Annotated in this window: 16 protein-coding genes; 4 read left to right on the forward strand and 12 right to left on the reverse strand. The window is 42.3% G+C overall.

Annotation, left to right across the window (positions count from 1 at the left end; translation table 11 throughout):
- Positions 1-11: 11 nt before the first annotated feature.
- The 6 genes from WJP93_RS12390 to WJP93_RS12415 form a co-directional block, all read right to left on the reverse strand.
- Entirely contained in the window at positions 12-1,235 is a 1,224-nt protein-coding gene (locus tag WJP93_RS12390; protein WP_337548626.1) for a glycosyltransferase family 4 protein, read from the reverse strand.
- A gap of 19 nt (positions 1,236-1,254) precedes the next feature.
- On the reverse strand, positions 1,255-1,974 hold the full coding sequence (locus tag WJP93_RS12395; RefSeq protein WP_337548627.1) for a glycosyltransferase family 2 protein: 720 nt from the start codon (positions 1,972-1,974) through the stop codon (positions 1,255-1,257).
- 14 nt (positions 1,975-1,988) lie between these two features.
- Positions 1,989-3,191: a glycosyltransferase gene (locus WJP93_RS12400; protein WP_337548628.1), complete on the reverse strand. Its 1,203-nt coding sequence runs from the start codon at positions 3,189-3,191 to the stop codon at positions 1,989-1,991.
- The gene (locus WJP93_RS12405; protein ID WP_337548629.1) at positions 3,192-3,776 is read right to left on the reverse strand and encodes an acyltransferase; all 585 of its coding nucleotides are present in this window, start codon (positions 3,774-3,776) and stop codon (positions 3,192-3,194) included.
- 10 nt (positions 3,777-3,786) lie between these two features.
- Positions 3,787-5,112: a glycosyltransferase family 4 protein gene (locus tag WJP93_RS12410; RefSeq protein WP_337548630.1), complete on the reverse strand. Its 1,326-nt coding sequence runs from the start codon at positions 5,110-5,112 to the stop codon at positions 3,787-3,789.
- Positions 5,113-5,325: 213 nt separating this feature from the next.
- The gene (locus WJP93_RS12415) at positions 5,326-6,765 is read right to left on the reverse strand and encodes a DUF4832 domain-containing protein (protein ID WP_337548631.1); all 1,440 of its coding nucleotides are present in this window, start codon (positions 6,763-6,765) and stop codon (positions 5,326-5,328) included.
- A 221-nt stretch (positions 6,766-6,986) separates the two neighbouring features.
- On the opposite strand from WJP93_RS12415, the gene WJP93_RS12420 reads away from it, so the two are divergent.
- Both WJP93_RS12420 and WJP93_RS12425 read left to right on the forward strand, forming a co-directional pair.
- Positions 6,987-7,511 carry a hypothetical protein gene (locus WJP93_RS12420; protein ID WP_337548632.1) on the forward strand — a complete coding sequence of 175 codons (525 nt, stop codon included), beginning with the start codon at positions 6,987-6,989 and terminating at the stop codon, positions 7,509-7,511.
- The gene (locus WJP93_RS12425; protein ID WP_337548633.1) at positions 7,508-9,214 is read left to right on the forward strand and encodes a carbon starvation protein A; all 1,707 of its coding nucleotides are present in this window, start codon (positions 7,508-7,510) and stop codon (positions 9,212-9,214) included. Before WJP93_RS12420 ends, WJP93_RS12425 begins: the two co-directional genes overlap by 4 nt.
- 57 nt (positions 9,215-9,271) lie before the next feature.
- Here the strand turns inward: WJP93_RS12425 and gpmI are convergent, their stop codons facing one another.
- The 4 genes from gpmI to gap form a co-directional block, all read right to left on the reverse strand.
- On the reverse strand, positions 9,272-10,819 hold the full coding sequence (gpmI, locus tag WJP93_RS12430) for a 2,3-bisphosphoglycerate-independent phosphoglycerate mutase (protein WP_118615696.1): 1,548 nt from the start codon (positions 10,817-10,819) through the stop codon (positions 9,272-9,274).
- 122 nt (positions 10,820-10,941) lie between these two features.
- Entirely contained in the window at positions 10,942-11,694 is a 753-nt protein-coding gene (tpiA, locus tag WJP93_RS12435) for a triose-phosphate isomerase (protein ID WP_118615698.1), read from the reverse strand.
- A 44-nt stretch (positions 11,695-11,738) separates the two neighbouring features.
- The gene (locus WJP93_RS12440) at positions 11,739-12,962 is read right to left on the reverse strand and encodes a phosphoglycerate kinase (protein WP_262538193.1); all 1,224 of its coding nucleotides are present in this window, start codon (positions 12,960-12,962) and stop codon (positions 11,739-11,741) included.
- Positions 12,963-13,217: 255 nt separating this feature from the next.
- The gene (gene gap / locus WJP93_RS12445) at positions 13,218-14,234 is read right to left on the reverse strand and encodes a type I glyceraldehyde-3-phosphate dehydrogenase (RefSeq protein WP_066559513.1); all 1,017 of its coding nucleotides are present in this window, start codon (positions 14,232-14,234) and stop codon (positions 13,218-13,220) included.
- Between the two features lie 457 nt (positions 14,235-14,691).
- On the opposite strand from gap, the gene WJP93_RS12450 reads away from it, so the two are divergent.
- Positions 14,692-15,543, forward strand: a complete 852-nt coding sequence (locus WJP93_RS12450) for a histidinol-phosphatase HisJ family protein (RefSeq protein ID WP_337548634.1) — start codon at positions 14,692-14,694, stop codon at positions 15,541-15,543.
- Between the two features lie 113 nt (positions 15,544-15,656).
- Here the strand turns inward: WJP93_RS12450 and WJP93_RS12455 are convergent, their stop codons facing one another.
- Positions 15,657-16,529: a DegV family protein gene (locus tag WJP93_RS12455; RefSeq protein WP_227101474.1), complete on the reverse strand. Its 873-nt coding sequence runs from the start codon at positions 16,527-16,529 to the stop codon at positions 15,657-15,659.
- Between the two features lie 120 nt (positions 16,530-16,649).
- On the opposite strand from WJP93_RS12455, the gene WJP93_RS12460 reads away from it, so the two are divergent.
- Positions 16,650-17,159, forward strand: coding sequence for a hypothetical protein (locus WJP93_RS12460; RefSeq protein ID WP_227101473.1), 510 nt, complete (start codon positions 16,650-16,652; stop codon positions 17,157-17,159).
- Here WJP93_RS12460 and WJP93_RS12465 read toward each other — a convergent pair.
- The gene (locus WJP93_RS12465; RefSeq protein WP_118615710.1) at positions 17,149-18,303 is read right to left on the reverse strand and encodes a toxic anion resistance protein; all 1,155 of its coding nucleotides are present in this window, start codon (positions 18,301-18,303) and stop codon (positions 17,149-17,151) included. The genes WJP93_RS12460 and WJP93_RS12465 overlap by 11 nt on opposite strands.
- Between the last annotated feature and the right edge of the window lie 4 nt (positions 18,304-18,307).

Genomic DNA, 18,307 nt, shown 5'->3' on the forward strand with positions numbered 1-18,307 from the left:
ACCGCGCCCCCTCACCTATTATTTTTCTTTTGATATAGTGCTTTGTACTGCTTTCCTACTACTGACATTCCAAATGATTCTTCTACTTTTCTTCTTGCATTTTGTCTCATCTGTGGATGTGCTGCACTATATGCAATTCCTGCTGCTAAATCAGCTGCATCAAACGGTTTTGCTAAATATCCCGTTTCCTTGTGATCAATCATATCACTCATGCCGCCAATATTGAATGCGGCTACAGGTGTTGAACAGCTTAAGCTTTCCATCACTGCATTTGAAAGATTTTCCTGAACGGATGGTGCCACAAAAACATCAGCCGCTGAATAGATTTTTCGAAGCTTGTTATCGTCATGAATCATGCCAAGTCCTGTTACCGGAATGTTTAATCCATCAAAGTGAAGTTCTCCCTTATTTCCAAACACAACAGCACGATAATTTTGTTCCAATTTGGACAGCTCATTTAATGCTTCAAGCAGATATCTATATCCCTTTCTCTCATCAGAATCTGCTGTCATAGCACCAAAAACTATGATTTTTTCTCCTTCTTTGGCTCCTAGTTTTTTACGCGTCTTTTCTCTGTCTTCTTCATAAAAAACTGATGTGTCAATTGGATTAGGTATATTGATGCATGAAAAACGCTTTGTCAGCATACTTCGGGAGGCACAATCAGTGATCCACTTGCTGCAGCCTACAAACGTAAGATCATTTGCTTTTTCGTAAAGTGACTTTTTTTTCTTCCATGCGTTTTCACTGACACCGTTATCTTGTTTGATAAGTTGGCATGCGTGACATCCTTTTTTATACTGACCACATTCGCTGTCGTAATAGCAGCCTGCAGTAAATGGCCACATATCGTGAAGAGTCCAGACTATCTTTTTATTTTTAAACAGCCTTTCTAGGGCATGATTTGAGATGAAGCTGTAGTTAATCCAGTGCAAATGTACTATATCTGCCTCTTGTATTTCTTTGACCTTATCTAGCGGCAAACCGTACCCAAGCTCTGAAAAACGAACAAGTTCATATTGTGAGGCGCTTTTTTTCTGATATCCTTTTCTGATAATTTTAAAAATTGTCCTTGCAATTTTATTGTTAAGAACTCGCTGGCAGTCATTCTGATCATATTTTTCCAGAACAATTACTTTAGAATCTACCCCCTGCTGCCGCAAGGCTGCGTGAATTCTTCTGGCTGCCCTGCCGGCACCACCAATATCATCCGTCACTAAATGAACAACCTTCATCTCTCTCTCCTTATTACCTTTACCATTTGTGTCCGACTGCTTTTCCAATCAGACGCTTTATCTTTACAAATAAGACTGCCGGTTTTTTGCCATACTTCTCTGCCAAAAAAAGGGATTCCTTATTATAGTTTTTATAACTTCCGCTTACACCTCCCGGTGCATAGCTGCACACAACGAGATCTTTCATGTACTGCAATGATGCTCCTGAGGCAATGGCCTTTAACAGCCAGTCACGGTCTGCACATATCTTCAATGTGGTATCAAATGGCATCCGAAGCAGAAGCTTTCGAGATGCAAAAATCGCCTGATGGCAAACCATTTTCTCCCGGTACACCAGATATCCTTTTCCCAACACTTCTGGATATGTCTCTATCTGATCCCCTTTTCTTACATTTCCATAGAATATATCTTTTTTAGAGCCAAGATAATCTTCCACCTTTGCTAGAACGTTTTCGCTTTCAAAAGCATCTCCTGCATTTAAGAAAAATACATATGCACCCTCTGCTTTTTTTACACCTTTATTCATAGCATCATAGATACCGTGATCTGGTTCTGAGAAAATGCGCATATTGGATATCTTATCCTGATATTGTCTGGCAATCTCCACTGTGGAATCACTACTTGCCCCATCAATTACTACATACTCAAAATCCGCACCCTTTTGTTTTTTCACGGATTCTAATGTTTCTTTAATTGCTTCTTCACAGTTGTAGCATACCGTTATTACTGATATTTTCATAAGCCTCTCAACTTTCAATCTTTTTGATATAAGCTTTCGTATAGCCTGATATAGTTTTTGTATTGGGCATTTTTTTCGTAGACTTCCGCTTTTTTTCGACATGCCTTTTTATCGATTGCCCGTTTCTTAACTATCTCTTTAATTTTTTCTTTGACTGCCCTGAGATCGCCTTCTCTTACAACATACCCGACTGAATCATCAACTACCTCTGGCACAGCGGTGGCATCATATACAACTACTGGCGTCTCGCAGGCAAGTGCCTCTACTGTAGGCAGTCCAAATGTCTCTTCTACACTCGCATTGAAGAAGACATCTGCCTGCGTATATATTCCAGCCAGCTCCTGCACACTGTCTGTTCTGCTAATTCCAATCATATTGGAAGGAAGCTGCTTTTTTTCCTTATCATTTACGCCAACTACAACAACCTTATATTCATCTCCCAGCATAGTGGAAAGTGAGATAAAATCCTTTAGACGCTTTCTAACATCCCATGTGCTTGCCACGCCTAATACAATATATCTGTCTCCGATCTGATACTGCTTTCTAATATTGCTCTTTGTAGGCTTAAATACATTCAGATCAATTCCATTATAGATTGTTGTACATGGAAGCTCTTTTAAAAATGACTTCTTAACCTCTCCCTGCAGCCAATCAGAAACTGTTACAAGATGAAGTTTATCTAGTGAGGTAAACAATTCCTTTTTTATTTTGTAATTGCCGCGCGAATTATCTAAAAGTAAGCTTCCTGGATAAGCCCATTTTTGCGGACAATTATGACAGCCTGTTTTCCATCTGTCACATTTTGCCATACTGTAATAACAACAGTGACCTGTATATGACCAGCAATCGTGCAGAGTCCACACAACAGGTTTATTATATTCTTTCAAAAACTCAAACAATTCGCCTACATGGATATAATATCCGTGCAGGTTATGCAGATGAATTATGTCTGGCTCGTATGCTTTGATTTCCTGAATCAGCTTTTTAGTTGGCTTAGCTGAAAAAAAACCGGCACGATCTGTAAGCCTTGTCATAATTCCATCTACATATACATCAAGCTGATTTCCTATACGGATATAGGGTACATCGTCTGCTATGGTATTACGTGCAAAGGCAACTTTTCCCTCATGGCCTGATTCTTTTAATGTTCTATAAATATCTACCGCAATTCTTCCGGTACTTAAATTTCCAAAAATGTTAATCTGAAGAACTTTCAATTAAACACCTCTTTCCAGTTTTCGGATCACTTTTGCCGGATTTCCTGCAATGACACAATTTTCTTCAAATTTACCAGATACAACTGCACCTGCACCTACTACACATCCATCTCCTAGCTGTGTTCCCTTTAATATAATACTGTTACATCCGATAAAGCAGTTTTTGCCGATTTGAATGGATTTTGAAGGAACAAGATCACTATCTCCGCCTTTGCTGTCTTTTAACAGCTGATTTCGTGCTTCTGCCTCAATCGGGTGAAAGTCGTTATCTAAAATTTTACAGTTTCCCCCGATACATGTATTCTCACCAATTGAGATACCTTTTCTGGCATATATGGTTGCTCCTGAAATTCCAACATTGTCTCCAATTTCAATTACTGCGCCTGGTGCGCGTGTTACAATGATTGTCCTGCTATATAATCCTACCAAATTGCTTAAAAAGCTGCTTTTGATTGTAACATTCTTTCCAATCTTAAGCTTCGCTCCTTTTTTATTAAAAATAACAGGAACTCCTTTCAGCAAAAGGTTTTGCCCGTATTCTGTGCCTGTTGCTTTCATAACCAGTTTAAACCAATTACTGTTCATTCCATCCCCCTCACAGTTTCAGAATCTCTTCTTCGTAACGCCTTACACTTACTTCTTTTGTCAGGTTCTTTTCCAGATATTCTCTTCCGCTTCTGCCCATCTTTTCTAATTCAGGACTGCCCGCTTTACTGATAAAGTACCTGATTTCTGCTGCAATCTTTCCATATTCTCCTGGCTCACAGCATTTTCCGCAGCCACACTCCTCAATTAAGCTTCTGATCTCTGAACCGTCTTCCAAAACTCCTAGAATAGCTTTTCCTGCCGCCATAATTCCGTATGCCTTGGACGGACACGAAACACCCTTGATTCCCTTTGCATTCACACACCAGTGTACATCACCTGCATTTAAGCTATAATTTAACTGTGATTTTTCCTGATATGGAATAAATACAATATTTTCAAAGCAATGTTTTTTGCTGTAATTAACTAGTTTATCTAAAACAGGACCTGCTCCTACAAACGCAAAAACAACTTCTCTTCCATCCTTTGTCTTTGGTCCTGGCTCGTATATGCCCTCTTTATTGTATCCTTTGCGAAACTTTTTTAATACCTTGATCAAATTTTCCAAATCATAATATAATCCAATGTTTCCGGAATACATAATCACAAATTTATCTTCTAAACCATACTTCTTTTTAAACTGCATCACATTTTCGTCATCTGATGACAACGGATAAATTTCTTTTTCGTTGATCCAGTTGTTGATCATAACAAAATTCGGTACTTTTTTTCCTTCAAAACGATTCTTAAGTGTCTGCACAAGATCTCTTCCAACGGTAATGACAAGATTACTCTTTTTGCAGCTAAACTTATCAAAATGCATCATCAGATCTGTGATCTTCTTACTCTTACTATATCCGATTGCAAGTACCTGCTCTGGATTAAAGTCCTGGATATTGTAGATAAACTTAGCATGCTTGACCCATTTTCCCCAAACGCCAAGCAAACCTCCCAGGATTGGCGGCTGTGAAATAGAAAATACATAGTCCTGCTTTCCTACCTTAAAAGTCGCTCCCATTGCACCAAAGAAATATGAAACAATATTCTTTATACGGCTTTTCTTGTTTGCTTTGCTAAATTCCGGAACCCGAATTCGCAAAACCTCTACTCCGTTTATATTTTCTCTATAGTACTTTTTTGTCTTATATTGTTCATCAATAGTTCCAAGGTATGATGGAACAACGCAAATAACAGTAATGTTGAATCGATCTAGCATTCCCTCTGCCAATTCGCAAAGGATCTGCCCTGTCGATGCAGCGTCCGGGATATAGTAATGAGCATAAATCAACAGATTTTTCTTTGCCTTATTACTATCCATCCAGTTTTCTTCTCTCATAGATTCTCTATTCCTTTTATTTTACTTTATTAGTTACTATTTCCCCCCTAAAAACTGCTTTCAGTATAACGCATTCTTTCTTGTTTTGCAAGATATTTGAATGGTATGCATTCGGAAAGCTTTTCCAGTATAGCAGATTTTCTTTTATTTGCCAATCGTATTTATTCATGATGTTGGGGCAAAAGGTATTTTGACCCATTTGATACCAGATTGCTACATGCCTTGCACTATCACTCCCCCTACCTTATGATCATATTCTTCGTTTGCCCATTCGATTATGCGGCCGTCTCTTTTTCGTATAAGCTGAAGAAATAATTTTGTTTGCTGTGATTGCTGCGTCCATACTTCTTGCAAAATGGGGCTTTCTATAACAGTATCTGTGCCGCTGTTCCATGTGCGCGGATCACTTTTTATTTCGAAGGCTTTGATGTTTTCGTTGTTTTCTGTAAGGATCAGTCTGCAGACTGCCTCTTCGCACAGATTGGCGAAGCCGGTATTTTTAATTGTAAATGTGATTATACTTTTAGATATCTGGCTTTGTGTATCGCTTTGTGTCTGTTTTTTCTTTTCTTGACTGACACGTGATATCTTAACATGTGTAACAGTAAATCGGTATCCCATATGACGTCCAATATAGTCATATTCACTTATCTCTTTGCCATTCCACATAATGCGCTGTGCCTTCCAGTCGTCTAGTACTTCTTTACTATAGATACTGTTTAGGTAGCTGACATGCATCTTTGCAAGGTCTGCCACTACCTGATGCCAGTCAAGTGTCCTTTGTGGGTAATCTGTATTGCCTAAGCTTTCTGATACAGTGTTCATCACGCCAAGCACCTCTCCTCCGCAAAAGCTTTGCTGCATAAAGCTTTGCTGCCATGAAAGCTCGTCTTCTCGCACCCAAGATGTCTTTTCTCTTTCGCTGTTTTCAGACAATGCACTTTTGCGTATTGTGCCGTATGTGCCTAGATCTGTCTCTGAGCCAAATATTGCGTCATTAAAGAGTGTGAAGTTTATATTAGATGCGTTTTGTAAAGGGCTAGATGCTGTCTTTTTACAGCTAAGCTGCCTTAATTGTACCGGCTTTCTGACTGCGATAGGGCAACTGCCTTTAGTGGCCTCTAAAAATGTATCAGATAGTTCTTTCATTCGTGCTTCACTTAGAAATTTAGAGCCATGCATCTCGCCCCAGCTGCCGACAAAAAGTCCCTGATGAACTAGAATCTTTCCATGCAGGCTCTTTTTTTCACCCATATGCTCACATATGATGCTTCCTAACTGCTTCATGTGACTTTTGACAATTTTAATTGATGATGGCTCGTTTTCCATTCCTCGTCCTTTTGTATCGTAGACGATGCGAAGGATTATTCCTTTATCGTGCTCTTCAAAGAAGGTGAGTATACTAGAAAAATATTCAAGTGCTTCTTTTGGAATTTGCTCACAGCCACGAAACGCATGAATATCAATGAGAAGAAGAACAAGTTCTTCTTCCTCACAATCTATATAAAGAAAGTTTTCTTTTGAGAGATCAAAGGTGTAAATATGATACCAGCCACAGCCTGGATTTTTAAGAGCACGCGTGCTCTCTTTTAGTTGTATGTCTGCGTCTTTGTTTTTGTCAAAGGCAAGATGTTTTTTCAGCCATGTTATCACTTTCTTTCCCCCGGATATCTTTTTTTCATGAAGAAGGATACCATACTTACTTTTTTTAATCAACAAATTATGATTTTAATTATGCTATTTATAAAAAAAGGATAAAATATGTTAAGTTTAGATTAAATTCGTACCTTGTCGTTTGATTTTTTTTGTGATACGCTTATCAGGATAAAAATTTCTTTATCACATTTATCATTGACAGAGGCTGGGAGGTTATTATGGAATTGACTTCAGACGAATTTTTTGAGAGGCTGCTGTTATCTTACAGCGACTACTTTGATATCATCCGTGATACCTCTTACAAGGATCTTTCAGTTGCGGCTGAGGCTGCTTTTCATTCTTTTTCTGAAAAGTATGTCTTGGTCAAAAAAGCTCAGCTGTGGGCCGCTGAAGCTCACGAATATGTCTTCTTTATACGAACTGGCCATTTGGATGAGGAGACTTTTCGCGCTTACAACGATGCACTGCTTGAGGAAGGCTTGTCACGTGTGGAACCGAAAAAGGACCACATGTACACCTATGTGTCTGTCGTTTTTCTGGCAGAGTCTATAGCCCCTGAAGTGCCTAAGCTTATTAAAAAGACACGCTGTCACAGAGACTATCGCATGTCGCTTTATGGTTGGATGGATTACCGTATCGCAGCATATGACTGTACTTCGAAAAGGATTTACACAAACTGGGCGGGACGACCGCTAAAGCAGACCCTCCTCTCTGTCACGAAAAAAAGGAGGAAACACAAATGAACGCAGTTGTACTTCTCGTAGTAGGCGTTGCCATTTTAGTTGCTGGTTACATCTTCTATGGCGGATGGCTGGCAAAGCAGTGGGGACTTGGTGAGAATAAGGAAGAGACTCCTGCTCACACAATGGAGGATGGTCAGGATTATGTTCCGGCTAAGGCTCCTGTCCTTATGGGACATCACTTTTCATCTATCGCTGGTGCAGGACCTATAAACGGACCTATTCAGGCCGCTGTTTTTGGCTGGATTCCTGTTATGCTGTGGGTTTTGATCGGCGGTATCTTCTTCGGTGCTACTCATGACTTTGGTGCATTATTTGCATCATTAAGAAATAAGGGTCAGTCAATCGGTGAGATCATCGAAACTTCTATTGGCAAGCGTGCAAAGAGACTTTTCTTAACATTTGCTTACCTGACACTTATTCTTGTTGTAGCTGCATTTGCTTCTATCGTTGCAAATACTTTTAAAGCTACATACACCGCTGATGGTGCAGTTGATGTTGCAGCCAGCTCCGCAAATGCTTCTACTGCTATGATTTCTATTCTGTTTATCGTAGTTGCCATTGCTTTTGGTTTCTTTGTTTACAGAAAAAATGTACATATCGCAATCGCTACTGTAATCGGTGTTGCTGTTATTATTGCCTGTATGGCAATTGGTCTGAACTGGCATCCGCTTTACTTAAATGGTGATACATGGATGATCATTGTTGGTATCTATATTGCTATCGCATCTGTTACACCTGTATGGATTTTACTTCAGCCAAGAGATTATTTAAGCTCTTTCTTACTGTATGGCATGATGATCGTCGCTGTTATTGGAATCTTCGGTGCTCATCCGACAATTGATATTCCGGCTTTTACCAGCTTCGTTGATAAGGGTACTGTTGGTTCTGGTGTTTCTCTTGGAACTATGTTCCCGGCATTGTTTGTTACTATTGCATGTGGTGCAATCTCTGGTTTCCATTCATTAGTTGCTTCTGGTACTACTTCTAAGCAGCTTGATAAGGAAAAGGATGCTCTTCCGATTGCATACGGCGGCATGTTAATTGAGTGTGTACTTGCAATCATCTCTGTATGTGCTGTTGGCTATATCTGGAGTGAGTATGTTCCAGGCGGAATCGTAACTCCTACTGCTGTATTTGCTACTGGTATCTCTCGTATGTGCGCAAAGATTCCATTTTTAGCTGGTGCAGAGAGTGTAATCTACTCACTGTTAATCCTTGCAGTTTCTGCATTCTGTCTGACTTCACTTGATACTGCAACTCGTCTTGCAAGATATATGTTCCAGGAGTTCTGGTTAGCACCTGGTGAGACATACAAGGACGCTACAGGCGTTAAGAGAGTTTTAACAGATCCATATTTTGCTACAATTATTACAGTAGTTCTTGGCATTGCACTTGGTATGACAGGTTATGCAAAGATTTGGGCATTGTTTGGTGCATCCAACCAGCTGCTTGCTGCACTTGGTCTGTTAGCTGTAGCTGCATGGCTTGGTAAAGTCGGCAAAAACAATAAGATGCTCATCATCCCAATGGCATTTATGCTTATCGTAACAGTAATCTCACTTCTTCAGACCATCTACGCAAATGTCACAAACGCAGTCGATATGTGGAGCTGGATCCGTGCAATAATCGGAAGCTTACTTGTTCTTCTGTCACTCGTTCTTGCAAAAGAAGGTTGCCAGACATTGTTCAAGAAGAAGGCGTAATTGCTTCGTGTATGTTAAAAAAAGACCTCCCTCGGGAGGTCTTTTTTGTATTACAAATTACTTCTTGATTAACAGGCTCTTTCCTGTCATTTCTTTTGGCTGTTCCATTCCCATCAGCTCGATCAGTGTCGGTGCGATATCTGCTAAGCAGCCGCCTTCGCGTAAGGTGTACTTTGGATCTGCATTTACAAGGATGAACGGTACTGGGTTTGTTGTATGAGCGGTGAATGGCTCGCCTGTCTCATAGTCGATTAACTGCTCTGCGTTTCCGTGGTCTGCACAGATGAAGAGCTGTCCGTTTACTTCCTTGATTGCTGCTACTGCCTTTCCTACGCACTCGTCTACTGTCTCTACTGCCTTGATTGCTGCAGCCTGTACACCAGTATGACCTACCATATCCGGGTTTGCGAAGTTGATGATGATCACGTCATATTTCTCTGACTTGATTGCCTCTACAAGCTTATCGCATACCTGATATGCGCTCATCTCTGGCTGTAAATCGTATGTTGCAACCTTCGGGGACTTTACAAGGATACGATCCTCGCCTTCGTTTGGCTGCTCTACACCGCCATTGAAGAAGAAGGTAACGTGTGCATACTTCTCAGTCTCTGCGATTCTTGCCTGCTTTAAGCCATTCTCTGCTAAAAACTCACCGAAGGTATGGGTGATTTCTTCCTTATTGAATGCTACAAGCTTGTTCGGGATTGTTGTATCGTAATCGGTGAAGCAAACGTAGGTTACGTCTGGTCTTGCGTCTCCGCGATTAAATCCAGTAAACTCGTTGTCGCAGAATACGTGTGTCATCTCTCTTGCACGGTCTGGGCGGAAGTTGAAGAAGATTACGGAATCCTTATCCTGAATCTTGCCTACTGCCTCGCCGTCCTTTGCTACTACTGTCGGTACAACGAACTCGTCTGTAACACCCTCATCGTAGGATGCCTGAATTGCGCATGCGCCGCACTTTGCCTGCTTGCCCTCGCCGAAACGAAGTGCACGGTAAGCCTTCTCGACACGATCCCAACGGTTATCTCTATCCATTGCGTAATAACGACCCATAACGGATGCTACCTGACCTACACCAAGCTCTTCGCACTTGTCCATAAGTGCAGTTACATATTCCTTGCCTGATGCCGGCGGTGTGTCACGGCCGTCTAAGAAGCAATGAATAAATACCTTGTCTAAGCCCTGACGCTTTGCAAACTCAAGCAGACCATAGATGTGGTTGATGTGGCTGTGAACACCACCATCTGATACAAGACCCATCAGATGAAGTGCGGAACCATTCTCCTTGCAGTTCTTTGCCGCTGCGAGGAATGCCTCGTTTTCAAAGAAATCGCCGTCCTGAATGGACTTTGTGATGCGGGTCAGCTCCTGATATACGATGCGGCCTGCACCCATATTTAAATGACCTACCTCGGAGTTACCCATCTGGCCTTCCGGAAGACCTACTGCCATTCCGCTTGCCTGTCCCTCTACGAATGGGCAGTTTGCCATCAGATCGTCCATGACAGGTGTATTTGCCTGCTTTACAGCATTGCCTTCTACTTTGTCATTCAGGCCATAGCCGTCAAGAATCATTAATACGGTTGGTTTCTTCTTGCTCATAATATTCCTTTCGTGCCGGCATTCGCTTTCAAAAAGCTTTTGCAATTTTCAAAAAAGCCTTAGAAAGCGCTGGCTCTGCCTTACAAAAAGCAGAGCCAGAGCCGGAAATATTTACTTATTAATTACTTGTTGTAATTTACAATCTTTCCAAAATCCGGCTTTAAGGATGCGCCGCCTACAAGACCGCCATCGATATCCGGCTGTGCGAACAGCTCTGGTGCGCTTGCTGCACTTACGCTGCCGCCGTACTGGATACGGATTGCTGCTGCAGTTGCCTCGTCATACACCTCTGCGATGCATGCGCGGATTGCGCCGCAAACTTCCTGTGCCTGCTCGGTTGTTGCAACCTTACCAGTTCCGATTGCCCAGATTGGCTCGTAAGCGATTACTGCGCTTGCTGCCTGCTCTGCAGTTACGTTCTGGAAAGCGATCTTGATCTGCTGACGGATCCAGTCGAGGGTGATACCCTGCTCTCTCTGAGTCAGAGTCTCTCCACAGCAGATGATTGGTGTAAGACCGTACTCGAAAGCCTTTAAAACCTTCTTGTTTACAGTCTCATCTGTCTCTGCAAAGTACTCTCTTCTCTCGGAATGTCCGATGATGACATACTTTACACCGATATCGGTAAGCATAGCCGGAGCGATCTCTCCTGTGTATGCACCCTTATCCTCAAAGTACATGTTCTCAGCACCAACCTGAATGTTGGTTCCCTTTGTTGCTTCCATAACCGGTACTAAATCGATAGCCGGTACGCAAAATACAACATCTACTTCGTCATTTACTACTAAAGGCTTTAATGTGTTTACCAGCTCTACTGCCTGAGAAGGTGTCATGTTCATCTTCCAGTTGCCGGCAATAATCTTCTTTCTTGCCATTTTTTTGTTCCTCACATTTCTTTTCTTTGATTTTCTTAAGCTTATCAATCCTTATCGTCAGCTGCTGCTACGCCTGGAAGCTCCTTACCCTCAAGGTACTCAAGGGAAGCGCCGCCGCCGGTAGAAATGTGGCTCATCTTATCAGCAAATCCTAACTGATTTACTGCTGCTGCGGAATCTCCGCCGCCGATGATGGTGATTGCATCTGTCTCTGCCAGAGCCTTTGCTACTGCAATGGTACCCTTTGCAAGAGTCGGGTTCTCGAATACGCCCATCGGTCCGTTCCAAACAACAGTCTTTGCGGACTTAACAGCCTCTGCGTAAAGCTCTGCTGTCTTAGTTCCGATATCAAGACCTTCCTTGTCAGCCGGAATCTGATCAGACGGTACTACAGTTACATCGATTGGTCCATCGATTGGATCCGGGAAGTTGTCAGCTACAGTGCTGTCTACCGGAAGAAGCAGCTTCTTGCCAAGCTTCTCTGCCTTCTCCATCATCTCCTTGCAGTACTCAAGCTTGGTATCGTCTACTAAGGACTTACCAATTTCCTTGCCCTGAGCCTTTAAGAAGGTGAATGCCATACCACCACCGATGATTAAGGTATCGCACTTCTCAAGCAGGTTGGAGATAACGTTTAACTTATCTGCTACCTTTGCTCCACCAAGGATTGCTACAAACGGACGAACCGGATTCTCTACAGCATTTCCTAAGAATGCGATTTCCTTCTCCATCAGATAACCAACTGCGTTTGTGCCGCCCTTAGCGCTGATGAACTTGGTAACGCCTGCTACAGATGCGTGTGCTCTGTGTGCGGAACCAAATGCGTCACATACATAATCGTCTGCTAAATCTGCTAACTCTTTGGAGAACTCCTCACCGTTCTTTGTCTCCTCAGCACCGCGGAAACGAGTATTCTGAAGAAGAACTACATCTCCGTCCTTCATTTCAGCTACAGCCTTTGTTGCAGCCTCGCCAGTTACGTGGTAATCGGATACGAATACAACCGGCTTTCCTAACTTCTCGGACAGTCTCTCTGCTACTGGAGCTAAGGACTCCTTCTCATTCGGGCCATTCTTTACCTTGCCTAAGTGAGAGCAAAGGATTACCTTTGCGCCGCCGTCGATCAGCTTCTGGATGGTCGGCAGTGCAGCCTTAATACGGGTATCATCAGTAATCTTGCCGTCCTTTAACGGTACATTGAAATCACAACGAACAAGAACTCTTCTTCCCTGCAGGTTCTTAAGATCGTCAACAGTCTTCTTTAACATGGAATTTTCTCCCTTCTGATTATTACTTTTATACAGTTTACAGACGCCCATTCGTAAAGCGCCCTTACGGGCGTTCGCTGTTTCACAGCTCCTCTTTACTCATGAACGGGCGTCCCCATCGTCACATTGACTCGTCAAATCGCTATGCAAGCATGCGATTTATCCGAGCCTACTGTGACATGTGAACTGTAAGAATCAAAAAGAGGCCCGGTCCTTTCAGACCGGACCCCGTAGGTCTTTGCGCTTAAGCGAAACTTATGCTAACTCAGCGAAGTACTTAATTGTACGAACCATCTGGCTAGTATAGGAGTTCTCGTTGTCATACCAAGAAACAACCTGTACCTGATACAGATCATCACCAAGCTTGGAAACCATAGTCTGGGTAGCATCGAACAGAGAACCAAATCTCATACCGATAACGTCGGAAGATACGATCGGATCAGTGTTGTAACCGAAGGACTCGGAAGCTGCTGCCTTCATAGCTGCGTTGATACCCTCAACGGTAACGTCGCTGCCCTTAACAACTGCAACAAGGATAGTGGTGGAACCTGTCGGAACCGGAACACGCTGTGCGGAACCGATCAGCTTGCCGTTTAACTCTGGGATAACCAGGCCGATTGCCTTAGCTGCACCAGTAGAGTTTGGAACGATGTTAGCTGCACCAGCACGTGCTCTTCTTAAGTCACCCTTTCTGTGCGGTCCATCGAGGATCATCTGATCTCCGGTGTAAGCATGGATGGTGGACATGATACCGCTCTGGATTGGAGCGTAATCGTTCAGAGCCTTAGCCATTGGTGCTAAGCAGTTTGTTGTACAGGAAGCTGCGGAGATGATGTTATCCTCAGCGGTCAGAGTCTTCTCATTTACAGAGTAAACGATAGTCTTCAGATCGTTTCCAGCCGGAGCGGAGATAACAACCTTCTTTGCACCAGCGTCGATATGAGCCTGTGCCTTAGCCTTGGAAGTATAGAATCCAGTACACTCAAGAACTACATCTACACCGATCTCTCCCCACGGAAGCTCAGCTGCGTTTGCCATCTTATAGATAGTGATCTTCTTTCCGCAAACTTCGATGTAATCATCTCCTGCTACTACAGAATCAGCGTACTGATACTTTCCCTGTGCTGTATCATACTTTAACAGGTGAGCCAGCATAGCCGGGCTTGTTAAATCGTTGATTGCTACTACCTCATAACCTTCAGCGTTGAACATCTGTCTGAAAGCAAGACGGCCAATACGGCCAAAACCATTAATTGCAACTTTTACTGCCATGATTTTTAATTCCTCCTAAAGAAATTTATTAGATTATATTATCACATAATTGCTTTGTTAAAATATAATCAATTACTGATATTTTACCTTATCCCGACAAATATATCAAGTGTTTTTCTTTCTTTTTCTTGTTTTTTTTTAAATTAGTTGGTTTTGGGCTTCTAAGTGTTGCCCGGTAGGTTTATGAAAGCCCTGCGGTGTAATGGTTTCGTCGCCGGACCAAACTCCGCAGGCTCCTTCTATGTTCTTTTTTATTGTACATTGTTTTGAAAGACCTGCTCCAAGTGTCCGGCTCGTGAAAGCCATTCACCTTAGGGCTGTAAACTGTAGCTGCTTTGAAGCTGTTTTACTTTACTGTTCTTTATCGGGATTGACTTTTATTGAAAGACAGCGTATTCTTTTTAGTAAGACTTAAGATATTAAAACTTAAACTGAAATACAAGAAGGAGCATTTATTATGATAAAATCTGATTTTCATGTTCATACATCTTTTTCTACTGACTCGGATACGCCTGCCAGGGAGCAAATTGAAGCGCTTATTAATAAGGGGATTACTGAGATTTGCATTACTGACCATCACGATATTGGCTACACTGCGATGGAGAAGGCTGATGTGAATACATCTGAAAGTACAAATACAAATATTGAGTCTCGTCCGTTTCGTATTAATCCTTTTGCCTATTATGAGGCGATTCTTGGCCTGATTCCTGAGTATTCTGACCGTGCCCGTATCTCAATTGGCGTGGAGCTTGGCCTTCGCACTGATTATCACCACAGTATTGAGGATTTTGCTGAGGTTTGTGCATGGGATTTTATTATTGGTTCTACTCATGTAGTGAATGGACTTGACCCTTATTATCCGCAGTACTGGGAGGGCAAGTCAAAGCAGCAGGGCATTATGGAATATTATGAGACTACTCTTGCCAATATCCGCAAGCTTGACTGTTTTGATGTGTATGGTCATATTGATTATATTGTGCGCTATGCGCCTAATCAGCGTGAGAATTATTCGATTCTTGATTATAAGGATATCATTGATGAGATTTTGAAGCTTTTGATTCAAAATGGAAAGGGAATTGAATGCAATACGGCTGGCTTTAAATACGGACTTGGCGTTCCAAATCCAGAAAATTATGTTTTAAAGCGCTATCATGAGCTTGGCGGTGAGATTCTTACTATCGGCTCTGACGGTCACAAGCCTGAACACACGGCATATGCTTTTGATAAGGTTCCTGCTATTCTAGAATCATGCGGTATCCGCTACTACACAGTATTTCATGACAGAAAACCGATAATGCTGCCATTATAAGTCTTGTTATAAGTTTTGTTATAAGTTTTACAAAAAACTCAGGAGTGATCACAAGATGATCTGTTCCTGAGTTTTTTACTGCGTTTTAAGATATCGTGGTACCAGATTGCTTATCAGTATTTTAATACTTTTGTTGCTGTGATAGCAAGTGCTCCTGGTCCGATATGGCATGCTACGCTTAAGGACAGATGGTCGATGTAGATATCATGTTCTGGGTAGATTGCCTTTACTTCATCACGAAATTCCTCTGCTGCTGCTAAATTATCAGTATGAGCTATGGCGATATATATATCTTCTGGTGATGACTTTCCATCGAAGCGCTCCTCAATATCCTTTGCAATGGCATCGAGCATAGTGTTCTTTGCAATCTTGTAGGTACGTGCCTTTGAGTAGGCATCAAGCTTTTCACCCTGAATCTGTAAAACTGGCTTTAAGCGAAGAATTGTTCCTAATGCTGCCGCTGCCGGTGTAATTCTTCCGCCTTTTTTAAGATAATGCAGCGTATCAAGCGTGATGTAGATTGTTGAGTCAAATTTTGTCTCCTCTAAGCGTTTCTGAATTGCCGCTGCATCATATCCTGCCTCTGCCATACCCTTTGCATCAATAACTGACTGACGCTGCGTAACGGAGATACGCTGATTGTTGACTACATAGACCTTTCCATCATACTCTTCTTCCTGAGCCAGCATAATTGCAGTCTGGCAGGAGCCGGAAAGTCCACTTGACATCGGAATATGAACGATCTGGTCATATTCCTGCAAAATTTTATCCCACAGATCTGTTACACTGCCTGGTGATGGCTGAGAGGTAGAAATATTTCCGCCCTCACGCAGTTTCTTGTAAAATTCTTCCTGTGTCAGCGTAATGTCCTCATAATAAGTCTCACCATCAATCTGAAATGGCATTGCAAGTACAAATACGCCTAACTCCTGTGCCTGTTTTTGTGTAATTCCGCTGTTACTGTCTGTAACAATAGCTATTTTCATAGTTTTCTACTCCTGTCTGATTTTGCATTTCTCTATTTCGAACTCCTGTTTGCTGATGTATTCATGTATAAACCAGTCAATGGCCTCATAAATTGTAACAATCAGTTTCAGGAGCCTTCCATGAGTTCTAAGACAAAAATCTTTGTCCTTAAATCCAGAAATTTAATCTGGACTGCCGTGATCATTGTAATTGTTATTCTTCTTGCTGTTTTGCTCGCAAGCGCCCTGCATCTGGATAAAAACCAGAGCCGCTCTTTTCCGAAAGACGTGACTGAATCTGCTTCTTCTGCAATAGTATCAAGTCAGTCTTTTTCGGATACAGAAAGCTTCACACTTTCTGGTTCTTACATACCGGGAAGATACGCTGCATCTGTTGTTCTGGGCGGTGATACAGTTGATATTGTCGTGTGTGTGGACAAAAATCACATTAATTCGATTCGTGCCCACAACCTTGCTCAATCAGTTGCCACGCTGTATCCGCTCGTCCCTTCCGTACTGCAAAGTCTGGAATCACAGATTCTTTCTTCGCAGAGCTTGCAGGGCGTAACCTACTCTGACTCCTCACAGTACACGGCTTCGCTTCTTATTGATGCAATTACACGCGCACTTAAAAAGTCAGTTACTTACTGATCTCTAGCAGTTTTTCTTTCATCTGCTGCTCCATCTGTGCAAGCTGTGCCTGTGCCTGTCTGCGCTGTTCACGGCCTTCCTGCTGAATCTTTAAGATCTCGTTCATCGTGTCGATTAAGATGCCATTTGTCTGTCTAAGCGTCTCGATATCGACGATGCCGCGCTCTGATTCTCTTCGGATATCAACAGTTGTCTGCTTTAGCTTTTGCGCATTAGAAAGCAGCAGCTGATTTGTCATATCCGTTACTTCCTTTTGCGCCTTTGCCGCCTGTGCGGAATGATTCTCTCCCATTGCAATGACCATCTGATTTTTCCAGAGTGGGATTGTATTTACAATAGTGGACTGAATCTTTTCCGCCATGACGGTGTCGTTGCTTTGAACCATACGAATCTGAGGTGCCATCTGCAGTGCAACCATGCGAGTCAGCTCAAGATCATGAACTTTCTTTTCAAAACGCTCGATCATAGATGAATAGTCGCTTACTGCCTGTGCATCCTCCTGTGTGCCGCTTGCAATGGCTTTTTGGCGCAGAGTCTCTAACTCTGTCTGTCTTGCCTTATCGACCTTCTTTTTTCCAGCAAGGATGTACATTGAAAGCTCCTTGAAGTAGGTCTGGTTTAGCTGATACATCTGATCAAGCATTGCGGCATCCTGAATAAGCTGTACCTGATGCTTTGTGAGGATATCAACAATCTCATCAACCTTTCCCTCTGCCTTCTCGTAGCGTGCCTTAAGCGCCTCTAACTTTCCAGTTGATTTCTTGAAAAAACTTGCAAAAAAGCCTTTTTCTTCCTCTGGCTCTCCTGTCTGCTTTAACTCGCTTACTAAGCTTGCCAGCATGGTTCCTGTCTCGCCAAGATCCTTTGAACGGACATTCTCAAGCGTTTTGTCAGAAAAATCTGCGATCTTTTTTTGTGCACCTGCACCGTACTGAAGTACAAGTGTTGAATTATTCAAATCTATTTTCTCTGCAAATGCCTCTACCTGCTTTTTTTCCTGCTCGCTTAACAATGCTTCTTCTTCGTAAATTGGCTCTGGCTTTGGCATTTCCTGCTGTGGCGCCGGCGCTTCTTTTTTTGTCTCTGTAAATGGTTCAAATGTCAGCGTTGGCACTGCCTGATCTAATTTTAACTCTTCTTCCATAAGT

Source organism: Anthropogastromicrobium sp. (genome assembly GCF_037349415.1).
GTDB lineage: Bacteria > Bacillota > Clostridia > Lachnospirales > Lachnospiraceae > Anthropogastromicrobium > Anthropogastromicrobium aceti.